Here is a 15,894-nt window from a genome sequence, read left to right as displayed (position 1 = left end):
TCAGGGTGCACCGTGTCTTCCTGAAGAACATGTAGATTCTGGAGAGCAGAATCCCCCGGAGGTCTCGTCATGGACAAGCCGCTCAAGACACCGCCGCCCTACCCCATCGCCAGTGTGGACCACGCGCTGCGGGCGGCGACGATCCTGCAGATGGAGGGCGGCGCGACCGTCTCCCAGATGGCGGAGCGACTGGGTGTCGCCCGCTCGACCGCCCATCGGGTCCTGGCGATGCTGGTCTACCGGGACTTCGCGGTGCAGGGCGAGGACCGGGTCTACCGGGCGGGACCGGTGCTCGAGCTCGCCGCCCACTCGCAGTCCCTGGTGTCGCGGCTGCGGGCGGCGGCCCTGCCGCATCTGCGCCGGGTGGTCGATCTGCTGGACGAGACCACGAACCTGATCGTGCGCTCCGGGGACACCGCCCGGTTCATCGCCAGCGTCGAATGCCGGCAGGCACTGCGGGTCGGCTCCCGCGAGGGCATGGTCTTCCCTGCCCACCGCACGACGGCGGGACTGCTGTTGCTCGCCGATCTCTCCGACGGGGAACTGGACGAGGTGTACGCCCCCGAGCGTTACCTGGACCGGCCGGGCGACCGCCCCGACCTCCCCCGGCTGCGGGCCGAGCTGGCGCGGCTGCGCCGCAACGGTTTCGCCGTCAACCAGGAACGGTCCGAGCGCGGCCTGGTCGCCGTCGGAGTGCCGGTCCGCGACCGGGACGGCACCGCGACGGCCGGCCTGTCGGTGTCCATGCCCGGTGTGCGCTACGACCCGCACCGCCTTCAGCACCTGGTGGCGATCCTGGACACCGCGGCGCGGGCCCTGGAGAAGGACCTGCTGGAGCGGCACTGACCCGCACTCCGGACGGCGAAACGATCTTACATATTGGTCACTCACTTCAAGTTGTGAAGATTTCATTGACATGCCGTAAAGCGAAGTGCCATTCTCCACGGCACCACGCCGGACTCGCGCGACGTGCCCTTTCTCCCCACCACGTACGCGGAGCCGAGCGCCTTCTCGCTCTCAGGGTGCCCGTTTCTCCGGGTCACCCGCTTTCCCAGCCAGGGAGACACAGCAATGACGCTCAACAACGGGGCGCGGATGTCCCAGGGCCCGACCGCGGGGGCGGCCCGGACGCCGGGCTACGCGGGAACACTGGCCGCCGCCTGCGCAGCGGTCTTCGTGGCACAGGTCGCGAACGCCCTGCCGGTCTCGCTGAACGGTCTGTTCCAGCAGGACCTGAACACCCATGGCTCACAACTGACCTGGATCACCGCGGCGTTCATGATCGCCGTGGTCTGCTTCGAGTTCACCTTCGGTGTCCTCGGCGACCTCTTCGGCCGGCGCAGGCTCGTCGTGGCCGGTACGGCGCTCGTCGTCGCGGGCAGCACCGTGGCCGCGCTCGCCCCCAGCGTCCAGGTCCTGTGGATCGGCGCCGCCCTGAACGGTCTGGGCGCCGGCGCCATGTTCCCCGGCTCGCTCACCGCGATCAGTGCCGTGACCCGCACCTCGCGTGAACGTGCGCAGGCAGTGGCCCTCTGGAGCGGCTTCCTGTCCGCCGGTGCCGCCGTCTCCCCCGTGATCGGCGGCATCTTCGCCAAGGTCGGGTCGTGGCGCGGCTCCTTCTGGGTGCTCGTCGCACTCGCCCTGGCCAGCATGGTGCTCACCCTGATCCTGGCCACGGAGTCGAAGGCCCCCGAGGGCCGCAGTCTCGACATCCCCGGTCAGATCACCTTCGCCATCGGCCTCATCCTGGTCCTGTACGGCGCCGTCGAGGGCCCCGAGTCGGGCTGGACCACCCTGCCCGTGATGCTCGCCTTCGGTATCGGCGGGTGCTTCCTCGCCGCGTTCGTCCTGGTGGAGCTGGGCGCCGAGTCCCCGATCTTCGACCTGAAGCTGTTCCGCAACCGGGCGTTCACCGTGTCGTCCGTGGTGGCGGTCATCGGCATGCTCGCCTTCCTGGGCGCCTGCTTCGCCACGAGCATGTGGCTCGGTCCGGTGCAGCACCAGGACCCGATCCGGGTGGCGATTCCGTTCCTGCTGCTCCAGGGCCCCGCCTTCCTGCTCATCCCCGTCGTCTCGCGCCTTCTGCACCGGATCGCCGCGACCTGGCTGCTGACCTCCGGGTTCCTCCTGATAGCGGCGGGCAGCCTGCTGTTCTCCCGGATGGACGTCACCGACACCGGGCTCGGTGCCTTCGTCGCGCCCTCCCTGCTGATCGGTATCGGCTTCGCCCTGACCGTCAGCTCCGTGACGGCCGTGGCGCTGAACAGCGTGCCGCCGCATCTGGCCGGTATGGCGAGCGCCACCACCAACATGCTGCGCGACCTCGGCTTCGTGCTCGGCCCCGTGGTCGTCAGCGCGGTCGCCTTCAGCGGCGCCGGCGCGGCGTTCATGGCCAACCTGGGCGGCGCGGGCCTGAACGGCGGCCAGATGGCCGCGGCGCGTGAGATCGCCAACGCCGGCGGGCCGATCGCCGTGAACAGCCTGCCGCCCGGTGCCCCGGGTTCCGCGGCGCACGGCGTCGCCCTGGAGGCCCTGGGCAGCGGCTTCAGCACCGCGTACGTGGTGTGCGCCATAGCGGCCGTCGTCGCCGCCGCGCTGACCGCGTTCGGCATGATCGGCATCAAGAACACGCAGGGCCGCGAGGACGAGGAGTCCGGCGCCCCGTCGTCCGCTGCGGACGGAAGGACGCCGGCTCCGGTGACCGCTCGCTAACCCAGCGGTTCGATACGGATGGTGCGGTAGCGCACCGCGTTCCCATGGTCCTGCAGCCGGATGGCCCCGGCTGCGGGACCTTCGGGTTTTCCGCCTCCCGTAGGACCGTCGATCGCCACGTCGTCGTGGACCTTCTCGCCGTTCCACACCACGGTGACCCGCGCGTCGGCGGTCTTGGCGCCGTCGGCGTCGTAACGCGCCGCGTGGAAGACGATGTCGTACGACTGCCAGGTCCCGGGCGCCCTCGCGGCGTTCACGTCGGGGGCCTTCTTCTGATAGATCGCTCCCGCCTCGTCGGTGGCGGGTGAGGTGTCGCCGTAGGAGTCCAGGATCTGGATCTCGTAGCGGTCCTGGAGGTAGACGCCGCTGTTGGCCCGGTCCTGGCCGGTCACGTCCGGGGGCAGCTCCGGCAGCCAGTACTCCAGGTGCAGCCTGAAGTCGTCGAAGCCGTTCTTGGTCCGGATGTCCCCGCAGCAGACCTCCATCGCCCCGCCGGTGACGGGCCACTCGACCGGGCGTCCGTCGGTGTGCTGCCAGTGTTCCAGTCCGCCGCCGTCGAACAGTGTGACCGGGCTGCCGTGCCGCTGGACGGTGAGGAGGTCGAGGTTGACATGGCCGGTGTCACCCTCGTCGTACCGGTAGGCGACGGTGTTGCTCCCGGCCCGCAGGGGCACGGCCTCGGTCTGTGTCGACCAGGTGTCCCAGTCACCGGTGCTGCGGAACCCGGACTGTCCCACCTTCTTCCCGTTGACGTACAGGGACAGGGACTTGGTGCCCTGGAAGGGGTTCGGGCCGTTGGAGTAGCGCAGCCCCAGGTCGTACGTTCCCCGCCGCGGCACACTGATGTCGAAGGTGGTCGTGGCGCCCAGGGTGCCGTACCGGTCGACGAACCCGCTGCCGGAATAGCCCCGGTGGTCGGTGTTGATGCCGGCCGCCCCGGTGAGGGACGCTTCCTCGGCCTCGTACAGCGGGCCCTGCGCGGGCTGTCCGCCCGGCATGGCGTTGAGTGTGTACCAGGCCTCGGTGCTCCACAGGGTCTCGCCCGACGCCGAGCTGAAAGGCCGCGGGGAGCGCAGGTGCACGACGCGGCCCGGCTCGAGTCCCTCGATCGCCAGGGTCACCTTCCTGCGGTCGCGCGACAGCTCGGCGGAGGTCACCTTCAGGGTCTCCTCGGCGATCTTGGGTCCGCCGTAGTCGCGCGTCGGGGTGTAGCGCCACTGCTCGGCCTCGTAGTGGCTCACCAGGTCCTCGGCGGTCTCCTGCGACAGCGGCTGGGTGTACTCCAGCTCGAAGCCGCCCCTCCTCACCCGCATGGCCTGGATGTCGAAGGTGTTGCCGCCGTTCGGCGTCAGCTTCTGGAGGCCGTACCTGAGCTTGCCCTCCTGTCCCCAGTTCCCGTCCGCACCCAGACCGCCCGCGTAGATCGCGCCGTCGGGGCCCATGGTGATCCGGTTGACGCCGGCTTCGAGACCCTGGGTGAAGCGGAAGACGGCGCCCTGGTACTGGCCCTTGACCTTCTCCAGACAGGCGCGCTGGAGACCGCCGTAGGTGACGTCACCGAACAGCATCTGTCCCTTGAACCTGCCCTTGGTCAGGTACAGGGGTGTGCTGGGCGAGTTGGCGATCTCGTTCTGCGGGAGCCAGAGCACCGGCCGGGTCACCGGCTCCGTGTCGAAGGGGCCCGCGGGGTTCGTGTAGTGGTTGAAGAAGCGGTCCTGCTTGATGTGGACCAGTTTCGACGAGGGCAGCCAGCCACCCTGGTTGTCCGTGGCGAAGAGGTCGCCACCGGGGCCCCAGCCGATGCCGTTCGGGGTGCGCAGGCCACCGGCGATGTAACTCACCTTGCCGGTCTTCTTGTTGACCTTGACGGTCGTACCGCGGCCGGGTGCGGGCTGCGGGTCCGTGGTGGCGCCGCCGTAATCGATGGCGACGGAGAGGTTCAGGTAGAAGTTGCCCTTGCTGTAGAGCAGTCCGAAGGCGAACTCGTGGAAGTTGCCGCCGTACGGCCAGGTGGCGACGGTCTTGAACTCATCCATGACACCGTCGCCGTCGCTGTCGCCCAGCTCCGTCAGCTCGTGCTTCTGGGAGACGAAGACGGTGCCGTCGACGACCTTGAGGCCCATCGGCTCCTTGAGGCCCTCCGCGATCCTCGTGGCCCTCACCTTGTCCGGGCCCGTGGTGCCGGTGACCTCGTCCATGACGTAGACCTCGCCGGCGGTGTTGTCGGTGCCGCCCCAGGTGCTCACCACCAGTCGGCCGTCGGGCAGCCAGTCCATGCCGGTGACCTGTGGTTCGAAGCCTGCCGGCCGCAGGTCGGTGAGGGTGTGGTCGGGGCGCACCCCGTTGAGCGGGAGGCCGTCGCCCGGTGAGTCGGTGATGCCCTCGCACTCCTTGCGGCCCGGGGCGGTCACCCGGACCACGCCGGCGTCGGTGCTCAGTGCCGTGTTCGGCACGGTCACGAAGCCGGTGGCGCCCGGCGGCTGCCAGGCGAGGGTGAGCTGCTGGTCTCCTCCGCGCTCGAAGTGGTCGATGCGCAGCGCGTGCATTCCCTGGCTCAGCTCGACGGTACCGTCCTTGGGGTCGGCGCCGTGCAGCCCGTCGTGGTCGATGACCAGCCGGTCGTCGATCAGCAGGCGCGAGCCGTCGTCACTGGAGAGCCTGAAGGTGTACGAACCGTCCGCCGGCACATGGATGTTGCCGGTGACCTGGGTGACGAAGTTGTCGCCGAACCCGCCGAAGTCGTCGGTGGACCTGTAGTCGACGACCGGCATCAGCCTGTCGACGTTGGGGGTCTGGCCGGGTTTGAGGGTGCAGATCTCCTCAAGCGGGACCTGGACGTCGAAGACGCGCAGGGTGACACCGGGTTCCTGGGGCGGCACATCGTCCCCCGCCGCGGAGCCCGGCCGGGCCGAGGCCGCCGGAGACACCCAGAGCCCCCCTGCGACGAACGTGCCGACGACGAGCCCGGTCAGACATCTTCGGGCACGCCGGTACAGCCGTGCGTCCATGCTTCCTCCTGCTGAGTCGACCGGAGGGCCGGATAACTCCGGTGCCGAATAGGCGAAACGTCAACGGTTGCGGCCGACACGCTAGGAGACTTCTACTGAACTCGTCCATACTTTGTCATCGATGAGTTCAAAGTCCTTCCCGTGGGCAGCATGTCCCGATGACATGGGTCTGCTGCCGCCCGGTGCGCCCCTACGGGGCTGCGGGAAGCCGGTAGACGGAGACGTGTGAGCCCGAATCGGCCTCAAAGGGATTGCCGTTGAAGTCCGCATGCCTGGACTCCAGCTCGAACCCGGCGAGTTGGGCTATGAGGTCGAGTTCGGCCGGCCAGATGTAGCGGTGGGGGCTGCGGTACAACCGGGCCTGTTCGGTCCCGTCGAACCGGAAGTGGTGCGAGACGACGTGCTGGCGCAGGACGTCGTAGGTGTCCAGGCCGATATAGCCCGGGGAGCATTCCCAGACCGTGGCCTTCCGGCCCGGCGGGAGCCTTCGCAGTTCGGGCACCCACAGCTCGACCAGGAACCGTCCGCCGGGCCCCAGGTGGCGGGCGGCGTTGCGGAAGCACGCGACCTGCTCGGCCTGGGTGAGCAGGTTGGAGATGGTGTTGTAGACGAGATAAACGAGGGTGTACGTACCGGGGGCGACGGCGGTCGCCATGTCGCCGATGACCACCGGGATCCTCGACTCGTCGGCCTTGGTGCGCAATTGCTCCACCATGGGCGGGGACAACTCGATACCGGTCACCGGCACGCCGCGCTCGGCGAGCGGAACGGCCACCCGGCCGGTGCCGATGGCGAACTCGAGGGCCGCGCCCTCTCCCGCGAGACGGGCCAGCCGGTCCACGGCCGGCCCCAGAACCTCGGGGGCGAACATGCCGGTGCCCGGCGTGTCATAGCGCCGGGCGGCGGCCGCGTTCCAGATCTCCTCCTGGTTCATTCCGTCAACGCTCCCCGTCGGCCGGGGTGTTGTCCAATGGATTACGTCAGGGCTTGAGGGCCAGGCCGCCGTGCTCGGCAATGACCTCCGGTGCGGGCGAGGTGGCCTCCGGACGCCACTGCTGTACCGAGACGACGCCGGGGTCGACGAGTTCCAGCCCGTCGAAGAACGCCGTGATCTCTTCGACGGTGCGCAGGTTGTACGGAACGGCGCCGCTCTCGTTGTACGCGTCCTGGGCCTGCTCGAAGTCGGGGTCGAAGCCGCGCGAGCCGTCGTTGATCGAGAGATAGCTGCCGGACGGCAGTGCGGCCATCAGCCGGGTGACGATGGACCGCGCCTGGTCGTAGTCCGCGATGTGGCCCAGGATGTTGCTGAGGATCAGGGCGGTGGGACGCGTGAAGTCCAGCGTCTGGGCGGCGGCTTCCAGAATACGGTCCGGCTCCAGGACGTTCGCGTCGACGTAGGCCGTGGCCCCCTCCGCGGTGGAGTAGAGCAGCGCGCGGGCATGGGCCAGGACCATCGGGTCGTTGTCGACGTAGACGATCCGGGAGTCCGGCGCGATCCGCTGGGCGACCTGATGGGTGTTGTCGGCCGTGGGCAGCCCGGTGCCGATGTCGAGGTACTGCCGTATGCCCTTCTCGGCCAGATAGGTGATGTTGCGCCGAAGGAAGGCACGGCTGCTGCGGGAGATGGTGACGATGCCGGGGAAGACGGCGGTGTAGGCGTCACCGGCTTCCTCGTCGACGGGATAGTTGTCCTTCCCTCCCAGCCAGTAGTTCCAGATACGGGCCGAGTGCGGCACCGAGGTGTCGATGTTCTGCTGCGCTGATCCGGGCGCCGTGGCAGGGTCGGTCATGAGTACCGTCCGTAGTCGTTCGAGGGCTGTTCTGGCCAACGCACAATCTACGTTCCCACAGCACGTCGGCGCAGGCTTGTTCGGCAGGGACACGGGGCGACTTCAGGGTGTCCGGCCTGCGAAACGCACCAGGTCCTCCGCCGCGCCGCACGGCGGATCCGCGAGGGACGCCTCCGGCCGTTCCCCGATCACCTCGCGCAGCCGCACCGCGAGCTCCGGGAGCTCGGCCCACGCCGGGGCGGGGGCGGTGACCGCCTGGCGGCCGGATCCGCCCAGCGGGGCGGATCCGGCTCGTCGAGGGTGCGGTCGAGATGCGGCAGAGGGTCCATGGCGTTATCCTCCGGGCACCGCGAGGGCCGGCGAGCTCCGCCGTCAGCCGAGTTCCACCAGCAGGTCGCCGCCCTCCACCTGCTGAATTCGGTTGATCGCCAGCCTGGCGACCGTGCCGGACCTGGGGGCGGTGATCGAGGCCTCCATCTTCATCGCCTCGATGGTGGCCACCGTGGCACCGGCCTCCACCTCGTCGCCCTCGGCGACCGCGAGCGTCACCACACCGCCGAACGGTGCCGCGACATGGCCGGGGTTGGCGCGGTCCGCCTTCTCGGTGACCGGTGCGTCGGAGGCCGCCGACCGGTCGCGGACCTGGATCGGCCGCAACTGCCCGTTCAGCGTGGACATCACGGTCCGCATGCCCCGTTCGTCGGCATCGCCCACGGCCTGCAGTTCGATCAGCAGCCGGACACCGGGGTCGAGATCGACGGTGTACTCCTTGCCCGGGCGCAGCCCGTAGAAGAAATCCTTGCTGTCCAGGACGCCGGTGTCTCCGAACGTCTGCCGGTGCGTCTCGAACTCCCTTGTGGGGCCGGGGAAGAGCAGCCGGTTGAGGGTCGGCCGGCGGTTCTTCGCCAGGCCCTCCAGGTCGTCGGCGGACAGGTCCTGGACGGGCTTCGGCTCGCCGCGGCCCCGCAGGGCCTTGCTGCGGAAGGGCTCCGGCCAGCCGCCGGGCGGGGTGCCCAGCTCGCCGCGCAGGAAGCCGATCACTGAGTCGGGGATGTCGAAGCGGTCCGGCTCCTCCTCGAAGTCGCGCGGGGACACGCCCGCTCCGACCAGGTGCAGGGCCAGGTCGCCGACCACCTTCGACGAGGGGGTGACCTTCACCAGGCGGCCGAGCATCCGGTCGGCGGCGGCGTACATCGCCTCGATGTCCTCGAAGCGGTCGCCGAGGCCGAGCGCGATGGCCTGGGTGCGCAGGTTGGAGAGCTGGCCGCCGGGGATCTCGTGGTGGTAGACGCGGCCGGTCGGCGAGGCCAGGCCGGCCTCGAACGGGGCGTAGACCTTGCGGACGCTCTCCCAGTAGGGCTCCAGGTCGCCGACGGCCGTCAGGTCCAGGCCGGTGGGCCGCTCCGAGTGGTCGGTGGCCGCGACGAGCGCCGACAGCGACGGCTGCGAGGTGGTGCCGGCCATGGACGCCACCGCCCCGTCCACCGCGTCCGCGCCCGCCTGGATCGCGGCGAGGTAGGTGGCGAGCTGGCCGCCCGCGGTGTCATGGGTGTGCAGGTGCACCGGCAGGCCGAACTCCCGCCGCAGGGCCGACACCAGCGTCGTCGCCGCGGGCGCCCGCAGCAGTCCCGCCATGTCCTTGACGGCCAGGACATGGGCACCCGCCTCGACGATCTGTTCGGCCAGCCGCAGGTAGTAGTCGAGCGTGTAGAGGCGCTCGGACGGGTCGGACAGGTCGGCGGTGTAGCACAGGGCCACCTCGGCGACGGCCGTGCCGGTCCCGCGTACCGCGTCGATGGCCGGCCGCATCCGGGAGACGTCGTTGAGCGCGTCGAAGATGCGGAAGATGTCGATGCCGGTGGCCGCCGCCTCCTGGACGAAGGCGTCGGTCACCTCGGTCGGGTACGGGGTGTAGCCCACCGTGTTGCGGCCGCGCAGCAGCATCTGCAGACAGATGTTGGGCACGGCTTCGCGCAGGGCGGCCAGGCGCTCCCACGGGTCCTCGGCGAGGAAGCGCAGGGCGACGTCGTAGGTGGCACCGCCCCAGCACTCCAGCGAGAGCAGTCCGGGCAGGGTACGCGCCACCGCGGGTGCGACGGCGAGCAGGTCCTTGGTGCGGACCCGGGTGGCGAGCAACGACTGGTGGGCATCACGGAACGTGGTGTCGGTGACACCGGTGACCGGGGAGGAGCGCAGCCATGCGGCGAAGCCCTCGGGGCCGAGTTCGGCGAGCCGCTGCCGGGAGCCTGCCGGTGGTTCACCGTCGGGCAGCGGGGGCAGCTTGGTCAGCGGGTCGATCAGCTCGGGCCGCTCGCCGTGCGGTTTGTTCACCGTGACGTCGGCGAGGTAGGTGAGCAGCTTGGTGCCGCGGTCGGCGGAGTGGCGCGACGTGAGCAGTTGCGGACGCTGTTCGATGAACGAGGTGGTGACCTGTCCGGCCTGGAAGTCCGGGTCGTCGAGGACCGCCTGCAGGAAGGGAATGTTGGTGGCGACGCCGCGGATGCGGAACTCGGCCACCGCGCGCCGGGCCCGGCCCACCGCGGCCTTGAAGTCCCGGCCCCTGCAGGTCAGTTTCACCAGCATCGAGTCGAAGTGGGCGCTGATCTCCGTACCGGCGTGGGTGGTGCCGCCGTCCAGCCGGATGCCCGAGCCGCCGGGAGAGCGGTAGGCGCTGATCCGTCCGGTGTCCGGGCGGAAGCCGTTGGCCGGGTCCTCGGTGGTGATACGGCACTGCAGTGCGGCTCCTCGCAGGGTGATGCCGTCCTGCGTGAGACCGAGGTCGGCGAGTGTCTCGCCGGCGGCGATGCGCAACTGCGACTGGACCAGGTCGACATCGGTGACCTCCTCGGTGACCGTGTGCTCGACCTGGATGCGCGGATTCATCTCGATGAAGACGTGGTTGCCGTCGCGGTCGAGGAGGAATTCCACGGTGCCGGCGTTGCGGTAGCCGATCTGCCGGGCGAACCGTACGGCGTCGGCGCAGATGCGGTCGCGCAGCGCGGGGTCGAGGTTCGGCGCGGGCGCGAGTTCGATCACCTTCTGGTGGCGGCGCTGCACCGAGCAGTCCCGCTCGAACAGGTGAATGACGTTGCCCTGCCCGTCGGCGAGGATCTGCACCTCGATGTGGCGCGGTTCGACGACGGCCTTCTCCAGGAACACCGTGGGGTCGCCGAACGCGGACGCCGCCTCCCGGGAGGCCGCCTCGATGGACTCCCGCAGCTGGGCGGGGTCCTCGACGCGCCGCATCCCTCGCCCGCCGCCGCCCGCGACGGCCTTGACGAACACGGGGAAGCCGATGTCACCGGCGGCGCGGACGAGTTCGTCGATGTCCGTGGAGGGCGCCGAGGAGCCGAGGACCGGTACTCCGGCCTCGCGGGCGGCGGCCACGGCGCGGGCCTTGTTCCCGGTCAGTTCCAGGATCTGGGCGCTGGGCCCGACGAAGGTGATGCCCGCCTCTTCACAGGCCCTGGCCAGTTCCGGGTTCTCGGACAGGAAGCCGTAGCCCGGGTAGACGGCGTCGGCGCCCGCCCGTCGCGCGGCGCGGACGATCTCCTCCACGGAGAGGTAGGCCCGTACGGGATGCCCCGGCTCACCGATCTCGTACGCCTCGTCCGCCTTCAGGCGGTGCAGCGAGTTGCGGTCCTCGTGAGGGAAGACGGCGACGGTTCGGGCGCCCAGTTCGTAGCCCGCGCGGAACGCCCGAATCGCGATCTCACCGCGGTTGGCGACCAGCACCTTGCGGAACATTCTCGATCCCTTCAGCCTGCCTGTGACGAAGACCATCGTGTCGGTGGCAGGTCCGGTACGCCATGTGACCCGGGCCACTCACACCTGGCCACCGGGGTGTGTGAGGGGCCGCGGGGGAACGTCTCTCCGCTCTGCGGCCCCTCACACATGCCAAGGGCCCTCACCCGGGCTTGCGCACCCTGTCCCGTGATCCCGGGCGGCTCGTCCGGGCTGCCGGTGCCGGCGTGCCGGTGTCAGGCCTGTCCGGTCTCGAAGCGGGAGATCCGGCCGTCGTCGTCGACCGTGAAGCTCCAGCGGGTGCGCATCTCCCCATAGGTGTCGTTGCTGTAGCGGGCGACGAGGCGGCGGCCGCCGTCGGACTCGTTGTCGACCTCCAGGTGACCGTTGGAGGAGAAGATCTCCCGGTCGGTCCAGTCGGCGAGGTCCCGTTCGGTGCCGTCGTCCGCCATGGTGGCACCGGGCGCGAGGAGGGCCATGAAGCCCTCCCGGTCGTGGTGGTTGACCGCCTTGACGAAGGCACGCACGGCCGGGTCGCTGAGACGGGTGATCTGAATGGTCATGTCCGCCAGCGTCGTACCGGCCGCCGGGCACCGCCACCCGCGTCACCCGAACGGCGACCGGCGGCGGGCCGGGCCCGTGGTGGGGGTGCGACGGTGGTCGGGTCAAGCCACCGCTCCCGGGGAGACGACGTGACCTGTTACGACCGAGGCGATCTGGGGCTGCTGCTGCTCCGGCTGGGAACGGGCGGGGTACTCGCGGCGCACGGCACGCAGAAGCTCTTCGGCTGGTTCGGCGGTGGCGGCATCGCGGGCACCGGCCAGTTCATGGAGTCCATCGGCTACACACCCGGCAGGACCAGTGCCACGGTGGCGGGCCTGGCGGAGGCGGGCGGCGGCACACTGCTCGCGCTCGGCCTCGCGACTCCGGCGGCGGGCGCCGCGGCGGCCGGAGCGATGGCGGGCGCGTCCGCCGTGCACGCGCCCAACGGCTTCTTCAACCAGGAGGGCGGCTTCGAGTACGCGGCATCGCTCGGCCTGACGGCCGCCGGTCTCGCCGTGACGGGGCCCGGCCGGCTCTCCCTGGACCATGTCCTCGGCCACACGGCCAACCGGAACTGGATGCTCCCGGTGGCCTTCGCGGCCATCGGGGCGGGTACGGCGGTGATACTGGGGGCGCGCAACCGGCGGCTGCGCAGGGCCAGGGAGGGCGAGCAGGAGGCGTTGTTCGAGTAGCGGGCGAGCGGGTGGAAGCGGCCGGGGGCGGCCCGGCCGTGCACTGTCAGTGGCTCGTGCCAGGCTCTGCGCCATGAGCGATCACCTGTCTTCGCCCCCGCCCCGGTCGACCGGAGCCGATCTGTGGGAGTCCATCGACGGTCTGCACGGCTGGCTGGACGCGAACCGTCCCGTCGACGGCCCGGACGGCGTGCTGCTGCGCATCCTGAAACTGTCCGAGGAGGTCGGGGAGGTCGCCCAGGCCGTGATCGGTGCGACCGGCCAGAACCCGCGCAAGGGCACCACACACACGTGTTATCTGGGGTTTTACTCAAATACACGCTGGTCAGAGCGATCTACAGATGTCAGTTACGTGAGGCACGTCTTCTCCTGGTGACCGGAGGCCATCACCGCGTGCTCCTGCAGGGCAAGCAAGCTCATCAGCTTGCGAGTGAATCGGTGCATGTGGGGGTCGAGGGTGTCCTCTGGTGTGGCGAGGACCTGGTCCAAGGAGAGCCACTTGATCGCGTCGAACTCGGTTTCGTCGAAGGAAGTGACCTGGCCTGCCTCTCCCCGCAGGACGTACCACAAGGACACGTCAGTGTGCTGCCCCTGTCCGCGAGTCCGTGTGACGGTGAGGAAGGTCGGGCGGTCCCCGGTGATCGAGGCAGGTACGGCTTCGATGCGCAGCTCTTCGCGGCATTCACGACGGACCGTGTGCCATGGATCCTCTGCCGGCTCGACGTGACCGCCGCTGGGAAGCCACAAGCCGGCCTTGCGGTGGGCAGCAAGTAGGAGCTCCTTGCGCGTCTCATCGAGCACGACGAAGTAGCTGACCAGGTGCTTCGCGGGGGTGGCAGGCTTAAGCGTCCTGTAGAGAGGCGCTCCGCTGGTGATCCACTCTGCTGTTGCAGCGAGGTGTGTCTGCTCCTGATCGTCCCAGGGCTCGATGCCGCTGAGCACCTGCATCAGCTGGGCGCGGAGTAGTTGGTCGGGGGCGTTTGACGAATCCATGGTGACCACGGGCACATGATGGCAGGGAGCCGCAACCTCTCGCTGGTCAAGTCAGCCAGCGCTAGCGGACGGGGCCCTGCTCGTCGATGAAGAAGTCAGGCGTTCCACAGAACAGGTCAGTGGTCACCGGTCCGTAGGCGATGTTGAAGGTGTCCAACCAGTAGGACCAGTCCCGGATCCCCAGTGCGCTGCTGAAGCGGTAGTTCAGCTGCCAACGGACCCACTGCCCGGGAACAAGTCGCACGGCCGGCAGGCGTCGTCGCCGCGGCGGCAGGGCAAACAAAGGCTGCACTCGCGGGACGACCCGCAGGCGTCCTTCGACTTCACGGAGTTGGACATCGACCTTGCCGAGGTCCTCAAGAGTGTCATGAGGCTGAAAGCCGTTCTCCTCACGCATGCGCACCACGTGCGCCAGCGAACTCGACGCATGTGGAAGAGGGAACCCGATCGGGGCGGCATTCCTGCGCGCGGCACTCTCACCTCCCCGCGACTCCTTGGTCCACGAGGTCCGTACCCACTGCACAGTGATCTCCACGCCGTCTCACTCCCCGCTCAGCTCGTCGAGGATCTCGCCGTAGTAGCGGCGCCGCTGGCTCAGTGTCTGGGCGACCTCCTTGTCTGTGACCTGGGATATTTTCCCGAGGTGCTCCAAGAGGTTGTCCCGCTGGGGATGGTCAGAGTCTTTGACGTACTCCGTGGTGGTGGACACTCCGGCAGTGAGCAGCAGGTGGTGGGGAAGCCCGCACCAGGTGTCGAAGCTCCGGCAGACGGCTTCCCACAGGAGCCAGACGTCCTCGACGCGGCGCTCTTCGGTGACCCGCAGGGCGGCGAGTTCGATGCTGTGGCTGAATCCCCAGGAATGCCCATGCCAGCGTGTCTCCTGAAGGAGCAGGAACCGGGCGAAGTTCCCGTCTTCCTCGCAAGGGTCCCCGACCAGGGCTTCGAGGACCTGCTGCCTGTCCTCCCAGCGGGCGTCCATGGGCAGCCCATCCTCAGTGTGCTGCCCGTCGAACTCCAGAAGTTTCCATCGCTCGGGGTCCCCGCGCCACCAGGCCAGGTCGGGTATCGCGGGACGGCTCATTGGCGTGTCTTTCGTGCGGGGAAGGGTGACATCGTTGCATGTGCGTGATCAGCATCGACAACAACGCCCCAGCTTCGCATGGCTGCTGCTACGGCCAGGGTCGCCTGCGAGCAATCTGAGGGGCGATTACGTTGAGTCGCGGTTCTGGTCGCGCATCATGTTCCGCAGGGCCGTCCGGGCGCCGGCCAGGTCGTCCTGTGCCTCGGCCAAATCATCCTGCAGGCTGTCGCGGTCTGCTTCGGCTCGGGCCAACTCTGAGGCGAGCCGTTGGTTGGCGATGGACAGCTCCTGAACACGGGCGAGTAACTCCTTGGTCGAGACGGCGTCGACCCGCTCGCCGAGGCTGCGCTGCACTGCGGCCCTGAGCCGGTCACGTTCTTCGGTGAGCGTCCGGACCTGGGCACGCGCAAACTCAAGATCGGTCGCCAGGCTCGCCGCGCTGGCCACCGCTCCTTCCTTGCGCTGCCGAGTTACGCCGACTGCCTGGCCCGCGCGAGCGACTTCGATGTGCTCGCGAACCCCTTCGGCGTAGACAAGCCAGTTTGAGACGCCAGCCCGCTTGGCGACTGTGAGGAACGTGATCGGGTCGCCGTCGGCCTTCATCTGATCCACTACAGCGAGCACCCTTGCGCGCTTCTCCCGGCTGGCCTTCTGCCGAGATTCAAGCAGCACCTGAGCTGGCGTACGCGGCTTCTTCGTCATGCGACTACCCCCGGAGGACCGAATGCGGGCATGCCCAGGCTCACAGCGCCCTTCGAGGCCCCAGCACGGAGCTTTCGCAGAACCTTGCTGGCCTCCTCGACCTCGTGTCGCATCTCATCGGGCATCGAAGCCAGTTTCTCCTTCTGGTTTTCACGGACGGCCTGGAACGCAGCGATCTGGTCGTCCAGGTTCCGGATGACGAACTCGGCTGCTCCGGCGGCGGCAGCGACCTCACGGTCCGCCTTCAACGCACGGATGTGCTCCTCAACGGCAGGTAGGTAGGAGGGATCGGGTCGGTACGAGCCGCAGCCAGCGCATTGGAACCGGATGGGGCACGCCTTCCCGCCGGCCTTCACGTTGGTGGGTTCGATGCAGTTTCCGAATGCCACCGCTACCGACCGCATCTCGTACGCCGTGCTCGATCTCATTGGAGCAGGAGTGCCGAAGCGGTCGGTAGTCAGACTCTTGATGGTGTAGATGGCCTCCCGCTTCATTTTGATGCTCACCTTGTAGTAAGCCGCGGTGGTGTCGGCGCACGGCCCCGGCGTAGTTCCGGGTTGATGTGGTTTGCCCGGTGATGTGTCGGTGGGCTGGGCCGGTTTGCCAGACGAGCGCGACTCCTGATGATC

General features: G+C 69.0%; 13 protein-coding genes and 1 pseudogene. 4 read left to right on the top strand and 10 right to left on the bottom strand.

Features of this window, described 5'->3' with window-relative positions; all coding sequences use genetic code 11:
* Nucleotides 1-69 precede the first annotated feature (69 nt).
* Entirely contained in the window at nt 70-846 is a 777-nt protein-coding gene (locus ACIF9R_RS32620; protein ID WP_399986018.1) for an IclR family transcriptional regulator, read from the top strand.
* Nucleotides 847-1,071: 225 nt separating this feature from the next.
* Complete coding sequence (locus ACIF9R_RS32615; protein WP_399986017.1) at nt 1,072-2,712, top strand: MFS transporter; 1,641 nt, start codon at nt 1,072-1,074, stop codon at nt 2,710-2,712.
* On the opposite strand, the gene ACIF9R_RS32610 is transcribed toward ACIF9R_RS32615, so the two are convergent.
* From ACIF9R_RS32610 to ACIF9R_RS32590, 5 genes are all read right to left on the bottom strand, one after another.
* On the bottom strand, nt 2,709-5,720 hold the full coding sequence (locus tag ACIF9R_RS32610) for a family 16 glycoside hydrolase (protein WP_399986016.1): 3,012 nt from the start codon (nt 5,718-5,720) through the stop codon (nt 2,709-2,711). The two genes, ACIF9R_RS32615 and ACIF9R_RS32610, sit on opposite strands and share 4 nt — an antisense overlap.
* Nucleotides 5,721-5,910: 190 nt before the next feature.
* Nucleotides 5,911-6,654, bottom strand: coding sequence for a class I SAM-dependent methyltransferase (locus tag ACIF9R_RS32605; protein WP_399986015.1), 744 nt, complete (start codon nt 6,652-6,654; stop codon nt 5,911-5,913).
* A gap of 46 nt (nt 6,655-6,700) precedes the next feature.
* A complete protein-coding gene (locus ACIF9R_RS32600; RefSeq protein ID WP_399986014.1) occupies nt 6,701-7,510 on the bottom strand; it encodes an SAM-dependent methyltransferase in 810 nt (269 codons plus the stop codon).
* 372 nt (nt 7,511-7,882) lie between these two features.
* Entirely contained in the window at nt 7,883-11,257 is a 3,375-nt protein-coding gene (locus tag ACIF9R_RS32595) for a pyruvate carboxylase (RefSeq protein WP_399986013.1), read from the bottom strand.
* Nucleotides 11,258-11,490: 233 nt separating this feature from the next.
* Entirely contained in the window at nt 11,491-11,817 is a 327-nt protein-coding gene (locus tag ACIF9R_RS32590) for a nuclear transport factor 2 family protein (protein ID WP_399986012.1), read from the bottom strand.
* Between the two features lie 129 nt (nt 11,818-11,946).
* On the opposite strand from ACIF9R_RS32590, the gene ACIF9R_RS32585 reads away from it, so the two are divergent.
* Nucleotides 11,947-12,489 (top strand): DoxX family protein, encoded by a 543-nt coding sequence (locus tag ACIF9R_RS32585; RefSeq protein WP_399986011.1) that lies wholly within the window; start codon nt 11,947-11,949, stop codon nt 12,487-12,489.
* A 73-nt stretch (nt 12,490-12,562) separates the two neighbouring features.
* Nucleotides 12,563-12,865: a MazG-like family protein gene (locus tag ACIF9R_RS32580; protein ID WP_399986010.1), complete on the top strand. Its 303-nt coding sequence runs from the start codon at nt 12,563-12,565 to the stop codon at nt 12,863-12,865.
* On the opposite strand, the gene ACIF9R_RS32575 is transcribed toward ACIF9R_RS32580, so the two are convergent.
* The 5 genes and pseudogenes from ACIF9R_RS32575 to ACIF9R_RS32555 form a co-directional block, all read right to left on the bottom strand.
* The gene (locus tag ACIF9R_RS32575; RefSeq protein WP_399986057.1) at nt 12,838-13,482 is read right to left on the bottom strand and encodes an NUDIX hydrolase; all 645 of its coding nucleotides are present in this window, start codon (nt 13,480-13,482) and stop codon (nt 12,838-12,840) included. The genes ACIF9R_RS32580 and ACIF9R_RS32575 overlap by 28 nt on opposite strands.
* Before the next feature lie 61 nt (nt 13,483-13,543).
* Nucleotides 13,544-14,017 carry a hypothetical protein gene (locus ACIF9R_RS32570; RefSeq protein WP_399986009.1) on the bottom strand — a complete coding sequence of 158 codons (474 nt, stop codon included), beginning with the start codon at nt 14,015-14,017 and terminating at the stop codon, nt 13,544-13,546.
* A 6-nt stretch (nt 14,018-14,023) separates the two neighbouring features.
* On the bottom strand, nt 14,024-14,563 hold the full coding sequence (locus tag ACIF9R_RS32565; RefSeq protein ID WP_399986008.1) for a hypothetical protein: 540 nt from the start codon (nt 14,561-14,563) through the stop codon (nt 14,024-14,026).
* Between the two features lie 126 nt (nt 14,564-14,689).
* A complete protein-coding gene (locus tag ACIF9R_RS32560; RefSeq protein ID WP_399986007.1) occupies nt 14,690-15,265 on the bottom strand; it encodes a DUF6262 family protein in 576 nt (191 codons plus the stop codon).
* A pseudogene (locus ACIF9R_RS32555) lies at nt 15,262-15,894 on the bottom strand (hypothetical protein); the annotation flags it as partial. The pseudogene ACIF9R_RS32555 and the gene ACIF9R_RS32560, both read right to left, overlap by 4 nt.

It is taken from the genome of Streptomyces sp. NPDC086080, assembly GCF_044540255.1.
Lineage (GTDB): Bacteria > Actinomycetota > Actinomycetes > Streptomycetales > Streptomycetaceae > Streptomyces.
Note: the sequence above shows the minus strand (reverse complement) of the source record. Positions and strands in the feature narration are given on the sequence as shown.